Origin of the sequence: Bacillus sp. A260, from assembly GCF_009861435.1 — a bacterium.
GTDB classification, from domain to species: domain Bacteria; phylum Bacillota; class Bacilli; order Bacillales; family Bacillaceae_G; genus Bacillus_A; species Bacillus_A cereus.
In genome coordinates this window covers 1748229-1764906 of the sequence record NZ_CP046398.1, presented here as the reverse complement: position 1 = coordinate 1764906, position 16678 = coordinate 1748229, and the positions used below count along the sequence as shown (strand labels likewise).

Sequence of the window (16678 nt, the reverse complement as noted above, 5' to 3'; positions counted from 1 at the left end):
CCTCCAAATGTTTGTTTTATCATTTATTTTGTTATTTCATAACAAGCGAATTAGCAATATCCATCGGTATTACATTGCATACCTTCAAATGAATTTGTTTTATCCTTTTCAATTTCTTTATCAATGACCCTTTCTAGTGTTTCTTTACTAGCAAGTCCTTGAATGACTTCATCTCCAATCATGACAGTTGGAACAGCCATAATATTCGCTTCATCATATGCGTGTTGAATTGCTTCTTGATGCTTTTCTTTATATTTACGAGTTACTAAAGCATCTTTAAATTCCGCCTCAGGAAGTCCTACTTCTACCGCTAATTTTGTTAACACATCAATATCTTCAATGTTTTGCTCTTCTTGGAAAAATGCTGTGAATACGCGGTGATGATACTCATTACCTAGTCCACGTTCTTTCGCAAATTGACATCCTTCGAAAGCTAAATGTGTATATGGATGTGGTGAAACACGTGGCAAGCGCATATCAATTCCTAACTTCTTCGCTGTCGGAAGAATGAAAGCATCCCATGAACCTAATTTTTCTGGTTCATTCCATGGATCTATTTTTGAATATGGACTTGGACGTAATTCAAATGGCATCCATTCAATCTCTACATCTTTCTCTTTCGCTACCTCATCTAATGGACCTTTTGCTAAAAAACAAAACGGACATATAAAATCTGAGTATACTTTCATTTTTACAGTCATAACTTTTACACCTTACCTTATCGTTGTAATCAAATCAGTTACATTGATGATAAAAAAATATAAATATTATTTAAGCATTCATTTTTTCTTGCAAAGTTTCAAACAACTGCCCCATCGTAATATTTCTCAAAACTTCTTCCATCGCGGATTGTGCTTGAATTAAAATAATTTCTAACACCGCTTGAATATTCGCCCCAATTGGACAATCTGGATTCGGTTGCTCGTGAATATGAAATAGCTTGTCTTCTTCGACTACGTTCACTGCATGATACACATCTAACAATGTGATTTCATGTAAATCCTTTAGTAATCCCGCGCCACCCGGTCCACGATTTACGTAAACAAAGCCAGCTTGTTTCAAGTACGACATGATTTTACGAATGACTACTGGATTTGTATTGACACTCTCAGCCATATAGTCTGAAGTACAAAGTGAAGATGGATTGTTTTTCAAAATAGATAAAATATGAACAGCTATGGAAAAGCGGCTACTAATTTTCATCGTAATCACCACCTCGATGTAATCATTATAGTTACAACTAAAAAATAAGTCAATCCTTTTCATAGATTTTTTATAAGCAAATTAAAAAGTGCCCCATTATGATATATGAGACACCCCTTTTTATTCTGCAAATAGCGCTTGAAATTCTTCAATAAATAGCTGTACAGCGATTGAAGAATCCTTTAATGAAGGAACAGCTAAAGCAATTTCTCTCCATACTTGCGGCTCCAATTCTCTCGTTTGCACATTCTGTGGTAAATTCGTTAAAGATAATTCAGCTAATATTGCAATGCCTAATCCTTCTTGAATCATATTTAAAGCTGTAGTAACGGTAGAAATTACATACTCAGCCCGAAGTGGTACGTTGGCTTGTTTAAACATATCAATGATGGGTGGTTCGTATCCGCCCTTACATAATATGATCGGTTCATTCTCCAAATCACGAATTGTAATAGAGTCCTTCTTACAAAGAGGATGATCCTCTCTTAAGATAGCAACCATTTTTCCCTTCGTTAACGGGACAATCTCCATCTCTTTATTAGGCAAAATAACAATTCCTATATCAACAACCCTCGATATTAACCAATCTTCAACTTCTTTAATTGTTCCTTCACAAAGAACGACCTCTAAGCTCGGATACTTCTCCTTAAAATGGTTTATCATTTTCGGTAAGAAATGTGCAGAAGCACTCGGAAAACTCCCAATTCGAATCGTCCCCACTTCGTGTCCTTTCTCCATCGCAACTTCTTGTTCAATCTTCTCTACACCGTTCAAAATCTCTCTAATATGTACAAGAATTCTGTTTCCTACATCCGTAACGAGTAATCCTTGTCGTTTATCACGTATAAGAATCGTAACTCCTAACTCTGACTCAATACTTGAAATGGCATGACTTACAGCTGGCTGCGTCATATTTAACACCCTGGCAGCCTTCGTAAAACTGCCTAACTCAATAGTTTTTATTAATAGTTGCAGTTGTGTAATAGTCATAACTAATCACTTATACTCCTTATAAAAAAGATTCATTTTATTTATTACATTCGATATCATATCATAGTGAAATGAATAACAACAAGGAGGTCTTACCGTGACACAGCTTTCTCGAACTAAGACGGCCATAATCCTTACCTTTCTCGTTTTCATGTGGGGAATCAATTGGCCTTTATCTAAGTTTGCCCTGCATTATACACCACCCGTTTTATTTGCAGGCGTTCGAACTTTAATTGGAGGATTCATTTTACTCCTTTTCGCTCTACCCAAATATAAAGAATTACATTTAAAAGAAACGTGGCATTTATACGTTATTTCTTCTTTACTTAACATCATTATATTTTACGGGTTACAAACTGTTGGTCTTCAATATATGCCTGCTGGGTTATTTTCCGCCATTGTATTTCTACAACCAGTTTTACTCGGTATTTTCTCGTGGATATGGCTTGAAGAATCAATGTACGGCTTGAAAATTTTCGGGCTTGTTCTCGGATTTATTGGTGTAGGTGTTATTAGCTCAAGCAGTTTAACAGGACATATTTCTGTTATTGGAATCCTTCTCGCGTTAGGATGCGCTATTGGCTGGGCACTTGGCACAGTATTCATTAAGAAGACTGGTCACCGCGTTAATGCCATTTGGATGGTAACAATTCAGCTTCTTATCGGTGGTCTTTGTTTAATCGGATTTGGCTCAGAATTTGAAAGTTGGTCTAGTATTGCTTGGAGTATGCCATTTGTTAGTGTACTACTCTTTATTTCATTCTTTGTTATTGCAATGGGGTGGCTTGCATACTTCACACTCGTTGGAGCTGGTGAAGCGAGTAAAGTAGGGGCTTATACATTCCTTATTCCCCTTATCGCTATTATTGTAAGTTCAATCTTCTTACATGAAGCCATTACAATGAGCTTATTTATTGGCCTATTATTTATTGTTGTGAGCATTTGTTTTGTAAATATAAAGCCGAAAACACTTGCTGTAGGGCAGCAGGTTGAAGTGAAATAAATATGAGAAAGAGCCTACTATTTGTAGGCTCTTTTTTATATCTTATTTTTTACGACGCACTACAAAAACACACGCACCTACCGAAGATACAATTGCCAAAATAGATAAAACAATTGCTATCAACTGCATATTACTAGTACCTTCATTCTTTTCTACATTAGATACTTCACCATGTTCTCCTGTTAATGACGTACCTTTTGCAATTGTAGTAAGTGAATGCGGTTTTTCAGCTTTCTCATCGCCTGTCCATTCAACAATTTCTCCGTCTTTATATTGTTGATATGCATCCCAAGCTATTTTTTGTTCTTTATCCGGATTTTTAGCGACGAAAGTAAATCGCTGGAACTGACCGGGTAAAATCCCTTCTCCTATTGCTTCCCATACTACAGTTTTCACTTTTCCGGCATTATCTTTCTGCTCTTCCATTTTCCACCCTGGCACTGGTTCATACTGTTGGAATTCCACACCAGACGGTATTTTCAGTGTAACTTTTGTTGTTGCTATATTCTTTTCAACTGGTACTTTTATCGTGTAAGTCTCCCAAGAACCGATGTCAGAAGTTGCTGGCTTCACAGTAACGTGCGCACTAACAGGTAACGAAAACATTCCCATTGTAATTGCTGTTGCGATCATTGTTGTTCCTAATTTTTTTATACGTTCCATTTTCAATTAGCTCCTTTTTATCTATACCTACTCTTTATCCCGCTATTCGCCGGGTAGCCCAATTGATGAGGGCTGCTTAAAGTTTCACTTTATCTGCCACCTACAATAAATTTATAATCCGTATCGAAGCTATCAAGCGATTTCGTTAATCCGTGTACTTGTATATTCCAGTTTCCTGTCATATTAATATACATACCTTCTGCTTCATATTCTCCCGGTGAAACTGCCGAAACTTTAAATGATCCTTTTCCCATATTCATATCTAACGATTGAGTCGTTAATATAATTTGTTCCATATCAGTAACGGGTTGTCCGTTCTCATCCTTTAAAGTAATATGGAATATATTTTGTCCTACTCTATTAGGACTTACATTTAGCCTCATTTCATATCCATTATCTAATTGTTTACTCTCTGTAAAAGGTCCAGTAGGAGGCATCGGTGGTGTTTGTACGTTTGTCATAAAAGCTACGATGACGAAAATGATAATTCCAATGATAAACTCTACTTTCACCGTAGCACCTAATCCTTGCTCCGCTCTCATTTTCCCTTTCACATAATGAATAATTCCCAATATCCCCATGAAAACGAATAAAAGTATCTTTGCTAGTAAAGCTAATCCATACTTCGTATCAAATAACGAGTGGATTGTTGGAATAAAAAATGTACTGTTAAAAAGACCTGTTATTAAAATCACAATGACAGCGCATGTTGCCCACGGTGAAAAACGCTTAATCATATCCCAATACATATTCCATTTGTTATCCTCTTTACGTAACAGAAGAATAATAGACGATAAACCACCAATCCATAATGAAGCTGCGAATAAATGTAAAAAATCCATAACAACAGCAATATCTTTAAACTTTAAACCATATGCGTGACTATTAAATGCTTTCATAACAAGTATTCCAATAAACAGCACTATTGGAATACTCCATACTTTAAAAGACGATAGCTTCTCACGCCTCATCGCAAAATACGTAACGATTATAAGCGAACTAATGAGAACCATTTGAGTAATCCAAACATAACTAAAAACAGAAAGCTGTAACGTTTCTTTTAATAGTAAAGGATTGAATGCTTCTAGCCATGAAACATCAGCATTTATTTTCGCTTGCAGTGGTAGATTGAATAACAAGCTAGTAAATATCCCTAATAAGGAAATCCATATTATGTTCTTACTCCTTGATCGAACCGAGGTTGCATTCCCTTTATACATAATAAGATTAAAGAATAGCACTCCTATAAATAGTGAGAAACTTGTATATAAAATTCCACGTTCCATGATCATATCAATTTGCGGAACATACCCCATCTCTTCCACTTGTACATCGTCTGTTTCCGCTTCCGCTAATCCAATACGGAATGGAATAACCCCTTGAATTGGATGTCCATCAGCTGAAATAGCTTTCCACTGAATAGAGTAGAGACCATTTTTGAGGTTTTCTTTTAATCCGGCTTCTAATAGTTTTTTATTTTTTTTATCAATATGAGCATCTTTTAAATCGACCCTTTTACCTGATGTATCTCTCACGTACAATGTATTAAAACGTGAAACTTGTATGTCCTCATCGAATTCGATTTTTACAACAGATGGTGCTTTCTTCAATGTTTCATTTTCAGTAGGGTTTGATTTCACAACGTACGCATGAGCAGATGCACTTTGCGGGATCAATATGATAAGCACACACACAAGTAATAACAATGTCCCTAACCTTTTCATTACTTTCACACTCATTTCACTTCTTTCTTCCTCATTGCTCTATTTTCATTACTTTAACTTCCAATGTTTGATTCTGGGCAAAATATTAACCTGATTAAATATAAACTTCTAGAAAGTATAACTCTTTATTTCTCTTCCACCTCTAAACTTCCAATATAATAGTAACTATTATGATAGATACAACTTACATTTTTAAAGCCGATTGTTATTATATCATAAAATATATTTATGTAAGTTATCAAAGAAGAAAAGTTATCGTGAATCATTTGTGAAGAAAATGTGAAATACATAAATAAAAAGGTATTACGTTATTACGTAACACCTTTAAAAAAATATCCCTCTTCTATTTCTCTTCCGGATAATCACAATACTCGATAATCGTTCCTTCAGTATCCGCTGGGTTAAGATAAATTAACCTTCTACCGTGCTTATTAATGCGTAGTGTATGCTCTAATGTCCGAATACCTTGTTCTTTTAACTCTTCTAGAGCCACATCTAAATCATCGACACGATACGCAACGTGATGAACACCTTTACCTTTTTGTTTAATAAAACGGGCAATTGGAGATGTCGTATTATTCGTCGGTGCAAGTAATTCAATTCTATCTCCATCCACTTCAAGAATGGCTACTTCGCTTTCCACACCAGGAGCTTCACTTACGTAACGATCTATTAAAGTTCCTAGTAACACATTTTCATAAAAACGTATCGTACTATCTATATCACGAACTGCGATTCCGATATGATCAATTGTTTTTTTCATTTTATTTCCCCTACTACTTTATTTTTTCTCATTATTAATAGTAACAAAAAAAGCTATAGAAACAAGTTCTATAACTTTTTTTATTTAACCTATTTTCTTATCCGCTCTAGTTGCTGGTTGAACTTGGTTTTTCACTTTTAAAATGCTAAGTCCATATCCGATAAATCCACCGATAATCGCTGGGAAGATCCAGCCTAATCCTACTTCCTGCATCGGAAGGAATTTAGTGAACACTTGGCTTACTACTTCAATGTTAACTCCAGCTGCACTTAATCCATCGAATAAGCTGATGATAAATGTTACGATTAAGCTCACTTGATAAACTTCAGCTCTTCCTTTGAATAATGAATGGAAGAATGTTAAGAAAATCAATACGATTGCTAGTGGATAAATTGCTGTTAATACTGGAACAGAAACTGCGATTAACTGTGTTAATCCTACATTTGCAACAATTGCACTAAATACACATAGCGTGATTGCAATTGCTTTGTAAGGAACATTTGGGAATAACTTATGGAAGAATGAAGAACATGCTGATACAAGTCCCACACTAGTTGTTAAACAAGCTACTGTAATCATTAATCCTAATAATACTCCGCCATATGATCCGAAATAGTAGTTAGAAACTTTCGCTAATACTTCTCCGCCGTTCTCTAAATGTCCAAGCTTTGCAACACTTGAAGCACCCATATAAGAAAGTGCTGTATAGATAATTGCTAAAATAGATGCTGCAATAATTGTCGCTTTTGCACAAACGACCATAATTTGTGTTTTCGTTTTCGCACCTTTTTCTTTAATAGCATTGATAATGATAATCCCGAATACGAATGATGCAAGCGTATCCATCGTTAAGTATCCTTCTTGGAATCCTTTAAAGAATGCATGTGATGTATAAGCTTCCACTGGTGCTTGCATATCTCCAATCGGATGTATAAAAGCAACGATTACTAAAATACCGATGAAAGTCAACTTAATTGGTGTTAAGATTTTTCCAACAATATCGACAATTTTCGCGGGATTTAGCGAAAAAAAACAAGTGATACTAAAGAATATAATTGTGAAAAGAATTAAAGGTGTAGAACCTACTCCTTCTGGCATAAACGGTTTAAGACCAATTTCATAAGAAACATTTCCTGTTCTCGGTATTGCAAATAACGGACCAATCGCTAAGTATAAAACTGTTGTAAACACAATCCCAAACACTGGGTGAGCACGACTAGCTAACGACTGCAAATCATCTTTACCTGAAAAACCAAATGCTAGCACACCTAGTAATGGTAATCCAACACCAGTTACTAAAAATCCAGCGTTAGCAATCCATACATTCTCTCCTGCTGATTGACCAAGCATCGCTGGGAAAATTAAATTTCCCGCTCCAAAAAATAGTGCAAATAACATTAATCCAATAACTACTATGAACGAAAACGGTACTTTATTCGCCATAATATAACCCCCATTCAAGTTTCCTTATCTCATTTTCCAATTTTAACTAATTGAATTTTCTGAATATTTAATTTAAGTATCAACTATTCTTGAACTCATTATAGTTTGCTATATAATATTTTGCAATACTATTTTCGAACTTTTCTTTTATTTTATAAATATACATTTTTTAACATGAAAAATAGACTAAAAAACCAACATGGTCATCCATGTTGGTTTTTCCATTTACTATCATGAATTAAAATTTTGCTGCTACTTTTTTAACGTTTTCTAGACCTTCTTCAACAATTTGTTGTGAACGATCTGGATATTGATTGTGTCCTTCAATTACAACTGTCTCTGGATTTGTAATTCCCCAGAATCCAAGTACCGTTGTTACGTAATTAACTGCCATTTCCATAGGAGCCATTTGCTCTGAAGAGTAATCTGAACCACGAGCACCTAACACAACTACTTTTTTACCACCAACTAAACCTTCTGGGCCATTTGCTGTATATTTAAACGTTTTTCCAGCTTGAGATAAGTATGAAATATATGTGATTAATGGCGCTGGTACTGTAAAGTTCCATAATGGGAATGCAAATACAACCTTATCAGCTTCTAAAAACTGATTTAAATATTGATCTACTGTAGCAACTGCCTTCTCTTCTTCAGCAGTTAACTCCATGCCTTGGCTACGTTTATATCCACCTGAAATCGCGATATTTCCGTAATAAGGAAGATCTAATGCAAATAAATCTAATTCCGTAATTTCTGTATTTGGATTTGCTTCTTTATAAGTACTTACAAATGTTTCATACATTTTTGAACTAACTGCTTGCTCCGCTGGACGATCGTTTGCTTTTACAAATAATACTTTTGACATTTTTTTATTCCCCTCTACATTCGTATTTTCTTCTTTTTTACCAAATAATGAGCTAAATAGTCCCATTTTCTTCACCTAATCTTTCTTTTCATATTCATTATTCATCATCATAAAAATTCTTATTCTAAGAAAAAGTTCCAATAGATACCTTAAGTTACGCTATCACAACTTTTTGTTATTTAATTACCTTATGTAAGTGATTGTAATATAGTCACTTACTTTAGTCAAGTAACTTTTAATAAAAAAATAAAATCTCAATTTAAAAATATTAACTAAAATACAATTGAACACCAAATACATCTTTATTACTTGTATAATAAACTTTGAGAGGAAAATTCATATATAGAAAGGATTTATTCATGAGCACTATAGAAAAGATTCAAACTTTTATTATTCTTTTTGCTGTTACATGCGGCATCGTACTCGGACAATTTAATATGATACATACGTATTCAGACAAATTTATTGTCCCCTTCTTATTTTTCATGCTATATGGATTATTCCTCAGCATTCCATTAAAAGAAATAAAAAACGGATTTCGCAATTTAAAATTTGCTGGAACAAGTCTTACTATTAACTTCTTATGGACACCTTTACTCGCTTGGGGGTTAGGAGCACTATTTCTTTCCGATCATCCAGCACTTTGGGTTGGATTTATAATGTTAATGGTTACTCCATGTACAGATTGGTACTTAATCTTTACTGAAATAGCGAAAGGTAATGTAGCACTTTCTACTGCAATTTTACCTGTAAATTTAATTTTGCAAGTACTGCTCCTTCCCATTTATTTATTTTTATTTGCTGGTGTCATGAAAACTGTAGCGATTTCTGTTTTAGTAGAAAGTATTGTTATCGTAATCGTCTTACCATTTATACTTGCACACGCTACAAAGTTCATTATGAATAAAATGAAAAAAGCTGAAACTCTCGAGAATAAACTCATTCCGTTTTTCAGCTCTGCTCAAATTGTATTTTTAAGTTTAGCAATAGTAGCGATGTTTGCATCACAAGGTAAATATTTACTGCAAAATATGAATGTCGTTTTATTATTACTCGTTCCTGTTCTATTGTTCTTCATCATTAATTTCTTACTAGGACAATTTATCGGGCGCATGATGCATTTATCTTACAAAGATACAGTAAGTCTAAGCTTAACAACGTTAGCAAGAAACTCACCTGTTGCACTCGCTATCGCTGTAACAGCTTTTCCAGACGAGCCTCTTATCGCACTTGCACTCGTTATTGGACCGTTGATTGAGTTACCGGTACTAGCTTTTGTTTCACAAGTTTTGTTGCTTATTAAGAAAAAACGGCAATACGCATAATAAAAGCCGTCCCATTTTGGGACGGTTTTTATTATGGAAAGATTACATACAACACTTGCTTCTTATTTATCAATACAAATGAAATTACCGAAACTACAAACGTAATAATACCAATTGTAATAAAGTGAAACTTTAATCATTGGGGGTTTTGTTCATCCCCCAATGATTATTAGCCCTCACCACTCCCGCATTAACAGATCCTTTCTAATTAAAAATGATAGGAAACGTAAATATAACGAAAGCTGCCCAAAGTCCGTATATTGGCAAATACTTCGTAACGGCATCTTGGATAGCTTTTAGTCCTGATTTATTTTGCAAGAAACGCATATAGGCAAACATAATCCAAATGAGATTTGCCCAAATCAGTATGTTTACTCCTAAAACAGCAAGTCTATTAGGTGTAATCCCGTAAGAAGAAAGTCTGAATACTATGGCTGACAATGCGACAGTGTCAATAATAAGCGCCAGAACAATTAAGGAAAAATTTATATAATCTGAAATGTTCTTTTTCTCGTCCGAGTCACTCTCAACGATAGAAAATATAGTAACAGCCAATACGCCAAGCAGTATTCCGTTGAAGGCCATTAGGAAATTGCGATCCAAGAATGGATTTTTCCCGACCCAAATTACCGTTATAAGATAGATAAGCAAGGTAATCAGGACGAGAGGACTAAAAATTTTAGATATGTATGGTGTAATATTTTTAGCAAGCTTAAGATTCATTGATACTAAGTATGCAGTCACAATAGCGAGAGCCGCTGCTCCAAATAAAACAACATTACTAAAATAGAATTCTCCTATATCTAAGTCAACAAAGCTAAATAAACGCATGGTGAATACCGCAAGTATCATTCCGCTCACTGCCATGCTCCCGTAGAGAAGGCAATATTCTAAATTAAATTTAATATAGGCTAATCTTGTACTGCCTTTTGAATATTCATTTCCTGTAAATGCAAGCCCTACTAAGACCCATAAAAATATAGGAAGATGTAAATACGCAAGTATGGTACTGTCTTTATAATTTACTGGCAGCGTATTAAGATAATACCCGGAAATTAGGAACAACGCTGCAAGGGAATAAATAATACTTTTTTTCGGAGTATTATTGTAAACAAAATAAGCAGCAATAAAGGGAATTACACCAAAAGCCAAGTTAATTGGAGCAATTGCTTCCTGCTCAACAAAGTGGAAAATGATCCTGGTGCTTATGCCGGCCAGAATAGCTAAAAGGCCCATGAATAAGAAACCTTTTTGAAACAAAGATGTTTTTTCTTTATTTACTTTCTCCTTGAAATGCAACCTTTCATACCAAGCACCTAGAACTTGAGAATCAGGGTTTTGGTCCCATGCTTGTGAGAATGCTTTTTTAAAAGCTTTCGGATCTTTTCTATACATCTTCTCCAACTCATGGGGGTTATCCATATTTTTAACAATCAAATTGTTAATGTTCATAGTTATACCTCCTCTAATTTTAAAAATAAGGTTGTTACCTTTTAACAAAAGCACCTCACTCATTTATTATGATTTTGATTTTAATACAAGTTTTATCGTTTTACAATAAAAAATTATTATTTAAAGGATTTTTTTTATCGTTAAATTTTATATAAAAGAAAAACAAAAGAGCATGACAGTTTTATGTCATGCTCTTTTAACAAATTAATTCTCAAATACAAAATTAATCTTATTATCTTTCCACTCTAATTTCGCATCAAACGTTTTCTCGCCCTTTTTAAAGCCTTTAATTAAATCAGTCTTTTCACCTTTTAAGAGCTTTGTCATATTCTTTTGCGAAATTGTTTTACTTAATATCTTCTTTGAAATGGTGAAATCACATTGCGTTGTATTATAGTTAGAACAACCGTAAAACGTTGACTTATCAATTACATCGCCATCACATTTTTTACAGCTACCAACCTTTTTACCCGTTGTAAATTTCGATCCTTTTCGTTCAATCGATTCAACATGTAGTCCAGTGAAATCCCACTTCTCAGACATTTCCACTGCATCTTCAATAATTTTAGCTGATAGCTTTTTCGTCTGTTCCATAAATGTAGCTGGTGAAGCTGTACCTTCACCAATTTCCGCAAGACGTTGTTCCCATTTCGCAGTCATTTCTGGTGAAGCTAGTATTTTATCACCAATTGCGGTAATTAATACTTTTCCTTTATCAGTCGCATACACTTGGTTTTTCTTTACATCTATATACTTACGGTCTTTCAGCATCGTAATAATACCTGCGCGAGTCGCTTCCGTACCTAAACCTTCTGTTTTCTTTAATACTTTCTCCAGCTCTTCATTCTCTAAATACTTACCAGCTGTTTTCATTAACGTAATAAGTTGTCCTTCTGTATAGCGCTTCGGTGGCTGTGTTTTTCCTTCTTTCACTTTCACCTTTACAACTTTTCCTTCTTCGCCTTCAGCTACAATTGGAAGAATGGTTTCGTCATCTTTATCGTCTTGGAAAATAACTTTACGCCAACCTTCTTGAATTTGCTGTTTTCCTTTTGAAATGAATTCAGCACGTTCATCTACAAGCGTTACAATCGTTGTATAGTCAAAGATTGCAACTTCATAATGAGCTGCAATAAGCCTTCTTACGATCATATCGTATATTTTCTTTTCATCACCTGATAATCTGCTTGGGTTTGTAACTTGCTCTGTCGGAATAATTGCGTAGTGATCTGTTACTTTCTTTTCATTTACATAACGCTTGTTATTCATAATGGATTCAACCGGAGCCGGTAATAAGCCTTTATATTCATCAAACTGACTTAACTTCTGTAAAATATCAGGGAACGTCGCTGCTTCTCCTTGTGTAACATAGTTAGAATCTGAACGTGGATAAGAAACAATCCCTTTTTGATATAGTGCTTGCGTTATATCAAGCGTCTTTTTCGGTGAAAACTTAAAGGCTTTATTTGCCGTTGCTTGCAGTGATGATAAGTTAAATAAAAGTGGCGGCTGAAACTCTTTACGCTCCGTTTTCATTTCCTTCACAACAGCCGGTTTCCCTTGGCAAAATGCCGCAATTTTATTCGCCATATCAGGGTCTTTTAAGCGGGATTCATTATCCTTTTCCCATTTTCCGTCATATTTCTTTCCTTCTATATTAAAGGTTGCAAACACTTCCCAGAAAGGCTCTGACTTAAAGTTTTCAATTTCTTTCTCTCGCTTTACAATCAATGCTAACGTTGGTGTCTGGACACGACCAGCAGAAAATACATCATTCATTCCTTTTTTCTTTAGCAAAATACTAAAGACACGTGATGCATTCATACCAACAACCCAGTCAGCACAAGATCTTGTGTATGCTTCGTAATACGTATTAATTGTATCTGATTCATCAAGTAGATTTTTAAACCCTTGGTAAATAGCTTGCTTCGTTAAAGACGAAATCCATAGACGCTTCATCGGCTTTTGCACGTTACAAAGATTAATAATATTTCGTACGATCAGTTCCCCTTCACGCCCAGCATCGCCTGCGTGAATAATTTCTGTTACCTGTGGATTATGTAACAGCTGTTTCACAACGTTAAACTGTTTATACTTTGACTTTGTTACTTCAAATTGAAAACGCTCTGGAATCATCGGTAACGTATTAAGTGACCATTTTTTCCACTCTGCGTGATAATGCTCTGGATTACATAACTGCGTCAAATGACCAATTGCCCATGTACAGTACGCTCCATTTGGAAATAACTCATTCGCTTCTACCTCTAAATATCCATCTTTCCGGCGATATTTAAACTGTGAAACAAGAGCCAACCCTTGATCTGGTTTCTCGGCAATAATTAATTTCATTTTATAACTCCCTATCTGTATTCCAGTGTTACTTTCATTGTCTATATGTTTAGAAGCGATGATAAAACAACAATCTTATTTATCATTCGCGGTTTGTCTCGCAAATGTGAGACCTATAATATTATACGCTTATTCTTTATGGCTTCACAATAGAAACTCATAATATAACAATTTCTTTCACATGCTTATAATTAAAAAAGACGCCCTAAAAAATCAAACGTCTCTTTGCCTACATCTATGAAATTGTGCAGATAATATGCAGATATTAATAAGCATAAGTACCCTCCATATAAACATATGATGAAATGAACGATAGGACAAGGAGGTATCATAATGTTTGCTTATACGTTAACTACCTTAACACTTTGCTGTACTTCGATTCTTATTACATCCTATATTTCCAAACGTAAGGGTACCCTAATGGAGTATATGGTATTTATTATGTCTTTTAGTATGAGTATCGGTTTAAGTATTGGTTTTTACTTAGGCATTCTCTTTAAGGAGGAATTACTATATTCTACTTTGCTTGCTATTTCAATTAGTGGTTTTATCGGCTTTTTAATCGGTCTACGTTTTCACCTATATACCGCTTTAGAAGGAATGTTCTCTGGATTAATGGCAAGTATGATGGGAGCAATGATTACAGAAATGTTAAACGCTCAACAAGCTCATAGTATATTGTTCATTAGCCTTTTACTTACTATAACGATTACTATGTCCTGTGTGATTCAATTATTATCGGAGAACTTTTCTACTTTTATCCAACAGCGTTTTTTGTCATTACTTTCAATTAGTGTAGTAATTATCGTTGCCGTATTCGCGACATTCCCAGATCATACTCCCTCACCTACATCCGGGCATGATCAACACATACATTAGTACTTGCAACAAAAATGAATAAGCAGCTATCCATAGGATAACTGCTTAATATTACTCTGGCTTATTAGGAATGTTTCGGTTTGGAACATAATCCGATTTGTAATCTGTATATTTTACTTCTGTTACCATCCCAGCTGAAGCATGGTGTAAATCATGACAGTGGAACATCCAATCGCCCGGATTATCTGCTACAAAGGCTACTTCATATTCTTCTCCCGGTTTTAAGTTCAATGTATCTTTCACAATTGGAGAACCTTCTATCGGTTTTCCACCTTTACTCAATAACTGGAAGAAGTGACCATGTAAATGCATTGGATGATCGTCCATTTTAGAACCATTTACTAATTTTACTTTTACTAAATCACCCTTTTTTACTTGAATTGGGTCAATATCTGGAAATACCTTTCCGTTAATTGTATATACCATTTCATTTCCATTCATTTGCGTATTTAAGTCCATATTATATGTGGCAGTATACTCTTGATTTAACGTGAAACTACCTAATTTTTTAGCACCATATTTCGTCATATCTAATTTCGGTAATTTTTCTTTTTCGTCTGTTTTATCTTTCATCTCTTTGCTGCCATCATACTCAATAACAGCTTTCATTCCTTTTGCACCTTTATTTTTCGAATGGTCTTCAACATACCATTTCCCAGGATTATTAGCAGTAAATTCAATATCATAACGTTCACCCGGTGCGATTGAAATTACTTTATCCTTTATAACTTTTGGATCGTTTATTGGTTGACCATCTGTCGCAATTACTTTTATATCATGGCCATGAACATGTATATCATGTGATAGATAACCAGCATTGACGAGTCTAAGACGAACGTTATCTCCCTTATTCACTTTTAATGGCGCTACTAAATCACCGCTTTTTCCATTGATTGTGAATAAATCGTACATACTCATATCATGACCTTCCATCTTCATATTTCCATGGTCCATTCCTCCCATATTACTAGAGTCTTTTTTATCACTGCCCATGTTCATATCAGAATGAGCCATGCCGTTCTTATCATCATTCTTTTCCCCATTTTCATTACCTTTAGATTTATTACCTATTTGCCCTTTTGTCATTTCTTTTAACTGCTTATTCATTTCTTCTTTATCTGTAACCCATTCATCCAACATTAATGTGTAATCTTTATCATATTTTTCCTTTGTATCTTCTACAATGAGCGCTCCATACAAACCTCTATCTAATTGATTTACAGAATCTTGATGCGAGTGATACCAGTACGTTCCTGGTACGTTCGCTTCAAATTCGTAAGTGAAACTTTTTCCTGGTTCAACTGCATCTTGTGTCACGCCTGGAATTCCATCCATGTTATTTGGGACAGGATATCCATGCCAATGAATAGATACTGGTGCAGATAATTCATTTTTTAATGTCACTTTCACCTTTTCACCTTTTTTCACCCGAATTTCTGAACCAGGAGATGAGCCATTAAATGTCCAGACTGGAACAATAACACCGTTACTTAATTTTTGCTTTTCTTCTTTCGCTATTAAAGTAACTTCTGGTCCTTTTTCAACTTTCAATGGTGTTGTAGCTGTTTCAGTCTGTAGTGTTTTTTTATCATTCATATTTTTATGATCATTTGTTATATTTGTCGTCACAGAACAGGCAGCAATTAAAAATATTACAGAGACTGTAACGGCTGTTAATACAAATCGCTTCATGGAAAATCCCTCCTTTTTCTTTTTCAAAATCATTATAGAAGTTGATTTTCAAGAAAATAAGGAGATGTAATTAGATCTTACGTAAGCTAATTGGAAGATTACTAAAAGCGGAGACATTACAAGAGGCGAATATTTTAGAAATACAAAATATTTTCCTTGTAGCGACTATACTAGCCGTTCTCGTATTTGTTTTGACGTTATTTCTTAAGAAACAATAACACTGCTATTATTAAATAAGAAAAATGTAGCTAAAATGCTCTTCACAAAAGAACTTACATTTTTGTATAATAAGAACTAATGTTCCTTACAAGAAGACAATAGACTCAA

At 34.6% G+C, this 16678-nt stretch carries 14 protein-coding genes; 3 read left to right on the top strand and 11 right to left on the bottom strand.

Annotated features, from left to right (window positions below):
- Nucleotides 1–50 precede the first annotated feature (50 nt).
- The 3 genes from GD442_RS09035 to GD442_RS09025 form a co-directional block, all read right to left on the bottom strand.
- Nucleotides 51–701, bottom strand: a complete 651-nt coding sequence (locus GD442_RS09035) for a DsbA family oxidoreductase (protein ID WP_000216673.1) — start codon at nt 699–701, stop codon at nt 51–53.
- Nucleotides 702–771: 70 nt separating this feature from the next.
- Entirely contained in the window at nt 772–1203 is a 432-nt protein-coding gene (locus GD442_RS09030) for an Rrf2 family transcriptional regulator (RefSeq protein ID WP_000704073.1), read from the bottom strand.
- A gap of 120 nt (nt 1204–1323) precedes the next feature.
- Nucleotides 1324–2193: a LysR family transcriptional regulator gene (locus GD442_RS09025; protein ID WP_078386319.1), complete on the bottom strand. Its 870-nt coding sequence runs from the start codon at nt 2191–2193 to the stop codon at nt 1324–1326.
- A 97-nt stretch (nt 2194–2290) separates the two neighbouring features.
- On the opposite strand from GD442_RS09025, the gene GD442_RS09020 reads away from it, so the two are divergent.
- Nucleotides 2291–3196, top strand: a complete 906-nt coding sequence (locus GD442_RS09020) for a DMT family transporter (RefSeq protein ID WP_000192811.1) — start codon at nt 2291–2293, stop codon at nt 3194–3196.
- Between the two features lie 42 nt (nt 3197–3238).
- On the opposite strand, the gene GD442_RS09015 is transcribed toward GD442_RS09020, so the two are convergent.
- The 5 genes from GD442_RS09015 to GD442_RS08995 all read right to left on the bottom strand — a co-directional run bounded on the left by GD442_RS09015 (nt 3239) and on the right by GD442_RS08995 (nt 8720).
- Complete coding sequence (locus GD442_RS09015) at nt 3239–3859, bottom strand: YcnI family copper-binding membrane protein (RefSeq protein WP_000439685.1); 621 nt, start codon at nt 3857–3859, stop codon at nt 3239–3241.
- Between the two features lie 89 nt (nt 3860–3948).
- Nucleotides 3949–5598: a copper resistance CopC/CopD family protein gene (locus GD442_RS09010; protein WP_141551312.1), complete on the bottom strand. Its 1650-nt coding sequence runs from the start codon at nt 5596–5598 to the stop codon at nt 3949–3951.
- Between the two features lie 328 nt (nt 5599–5926).
- Nucleotides 5927–6346 carry a VOC family protein gene (locus GD442_RS09005; protein WP_000750850.1) on the bottom strand — a complete coding sequence of 140 codons (420 nt, stop codon included), beginning with the start codon at nt 6344–6346 and terminating at the stop codon, nt 5927–5929.
- 84 nt (nt 6347–6430) lie between these two features.
- A complete protein-coding gene (brnQ, locus tag GD442_RS09000; RefSeq protein ID WP_001284786.1) occupies nt 6431–7789 on the bottom strand; it encodes a branched-chain amino acid transport system II carrier protein in 1359 nt (452 codons plus the stop codon).
- A 238-nt stretch (nt 7790–8027) separates the two neighbouring features.
- Nucleotides 8028–8720, bottom strand: a complete 693-nt coding sequence (locus tag GD442_RS08995; protein ID WP_000522528.1) for an FMN-dependent NADH-azoreductase — start codon at nt 8718–8720, stop codon at nt 8028–8030.
- Between the two features lie 293 nt (nt 8721–9013).
- Here GD442_RS08995 and GD442_RS08990 point away from each other — a divergent pair, with 293 nt between their 5' ends.
- The gene (locus GD442_RS08990; protein WP_071740406.1) at nt 9014–9979 is read left to right on the top strand and encodes an arsenic resistance protein; all 966 of its coding nucleotides are present in this window, start codon (nt 9014–9016) and stop codon (nt 9977–9979) included.
- Between the two features lie 204 nt (nt 9980–10183).
- On the opposite strand, the gene GD442_RS08985 is transcribed toward GD442_RS08990, so the two are convergent.
- A complete protein-coding gene (locus GD442_RS08985) occupies nt 10184–11431 on the bottom strand; it encodes a DUF4153 domain-containing protein (RefSeq protein WP_001024721.1) in 1248 nt (415 codons plus the stop codon).
- A gap of 204 nt (nt 11432–11635) precedes the next feature.
- Entirely contained in the window at nt 11636–13780 is a 2145-nt protein-coding gene (gene topB, locus GD442_RS08980) for a DNA topoisomerase III (protein ID WP_000766771.1), read from the bottom strand.
- Between the two features lie 333 nt (nt 13781–14113).
- Between topB and GD442_RS08975 the strand changes: the two genes are divergently transcribed.
- The gene (locus tag GD442_RS08975; RefSeq protein ID WP_000458537.1) at nt 14114–14659 is read left to right on the top strand and encodes a hypothetical protein; all 546 of its coding nucleotides are present in this window, start codon (nt 14114–14116) and stop codon (nt 14657–14659) included.
- 51 nt (nt 14660–14710) lie between these two features.
- On the opposite strand, the gene GD442_RS08970 is transcribed toward GD442_RS08975, so the two are convergent.
- Nucleotides 14711–16351: a multicopper oxidase family protein gene (locus tag GD442_RS08970; protein WP_159365078.1), complete on the bottom strand. Its 1641-nt coding sequence runs from the start codon at nt 16349–16351 to the stop codon at nt 14711–14713.
- Between the last annotated feature and the right edge of the window lie 327 nt (nt 16352–16678).

What these genes read in the sequence shown, in the direction of transcription:
- GD442_RS09035 (WP_000216673.1), bottom strand. Translation starts at nt 701, where the DNA reads ATGACTGTAAAAATGAAAGTATACTCAGATTTTATATGTCCGTTTTGT.
- brnQ (WP_001284786.1), bottom strand. Translation starts at nt 7,789, where the DNA reads ATGGCGAATAAAGTACCGTTTTCGTTCATAGTAGTTATTGGATTAATG.
- topB (WP_000766771.1), bottom strand. Translation starts at nt 13,780, where the DNA reads ATGAAATTAATTATTGCCGAGAAACCAGATCAAGGGTTGGCTCTTGTT.
- GD442_RS09015 (WP_000439685.1), bottom strand. Translation starts at nt 3,859, where the DNA reads ATGGAACGTATAAAAAAATTAGGAACAACAATGATCGCAACAGCAATT.
- GD442_RS09025 (WP_078386319.1), bottom strand. Translation starts at nt 2,193, where the DNA reads ATGACTATTACACAACTGCAACTATTAATAAAAACTATTGAGTTAGGC.
- GD442_RS09030 (WP_000704073.1), bottom strand. Translation starts at nt 1,203, where the DNA reads ATGAAAATTAGTAGCCGCTTTTCCATAGCTGTTCATATTTTATCTATT.
- GD442_RS09005 (WP_000750850.1), bottom strand. Translation starts at nt 6,346, where the DNA reads ATGAAAAAAACAATTGATCATATCGGAATCGCAGTTCGTGATATAGAT.
- GD442_RS08990 (WP_071740406.1), top strand. Translation starts at nt 9,014, where the DNA reads ATGAGCACTATAGAAAAGATTCAAACTTTTATTATTCTTTTTGCTGTT.
- GD442_RS08985 (WP_001024721.1), bottom strand. Translation starts at nt 11,431, where the DNA reads ATGAACATTAACAATTTGATTGTTAAAAATATGGATAACCCCCATGAG.
- GD442_RS09010 (WP_141551312.1), bottom strand. Translation starts at nt 5,598, where the DNA reads ATGAGTGTGAAAGTAATGAAAAGGTTAGGGACATTGTTATTACTTGTG.
- GD442_RS08970 (WP_159365078.1), bottom strand. Translation starts at nt 16,351, where the DNA reads ATGAAGCGATTTGTATTAACAGCCGTTACAGTCTCTGTAATATTTTTA.
- GD442_RS08995 (WP_000522528.1), bottom strand. Translation starts at nt 8,720, where the DNA reads ATGGGACTATTTAGCTCATTATTTGGTAAAAAAGAAGAAAATACGAAT.
- GD442_RS08975 (WP_000458537.1), top strand. Translation starts at nt 14,114, where the DNA reads ATGTTTGCTTATACGTTAACTACCTTAACACTTTGCTGTACTTCGATT.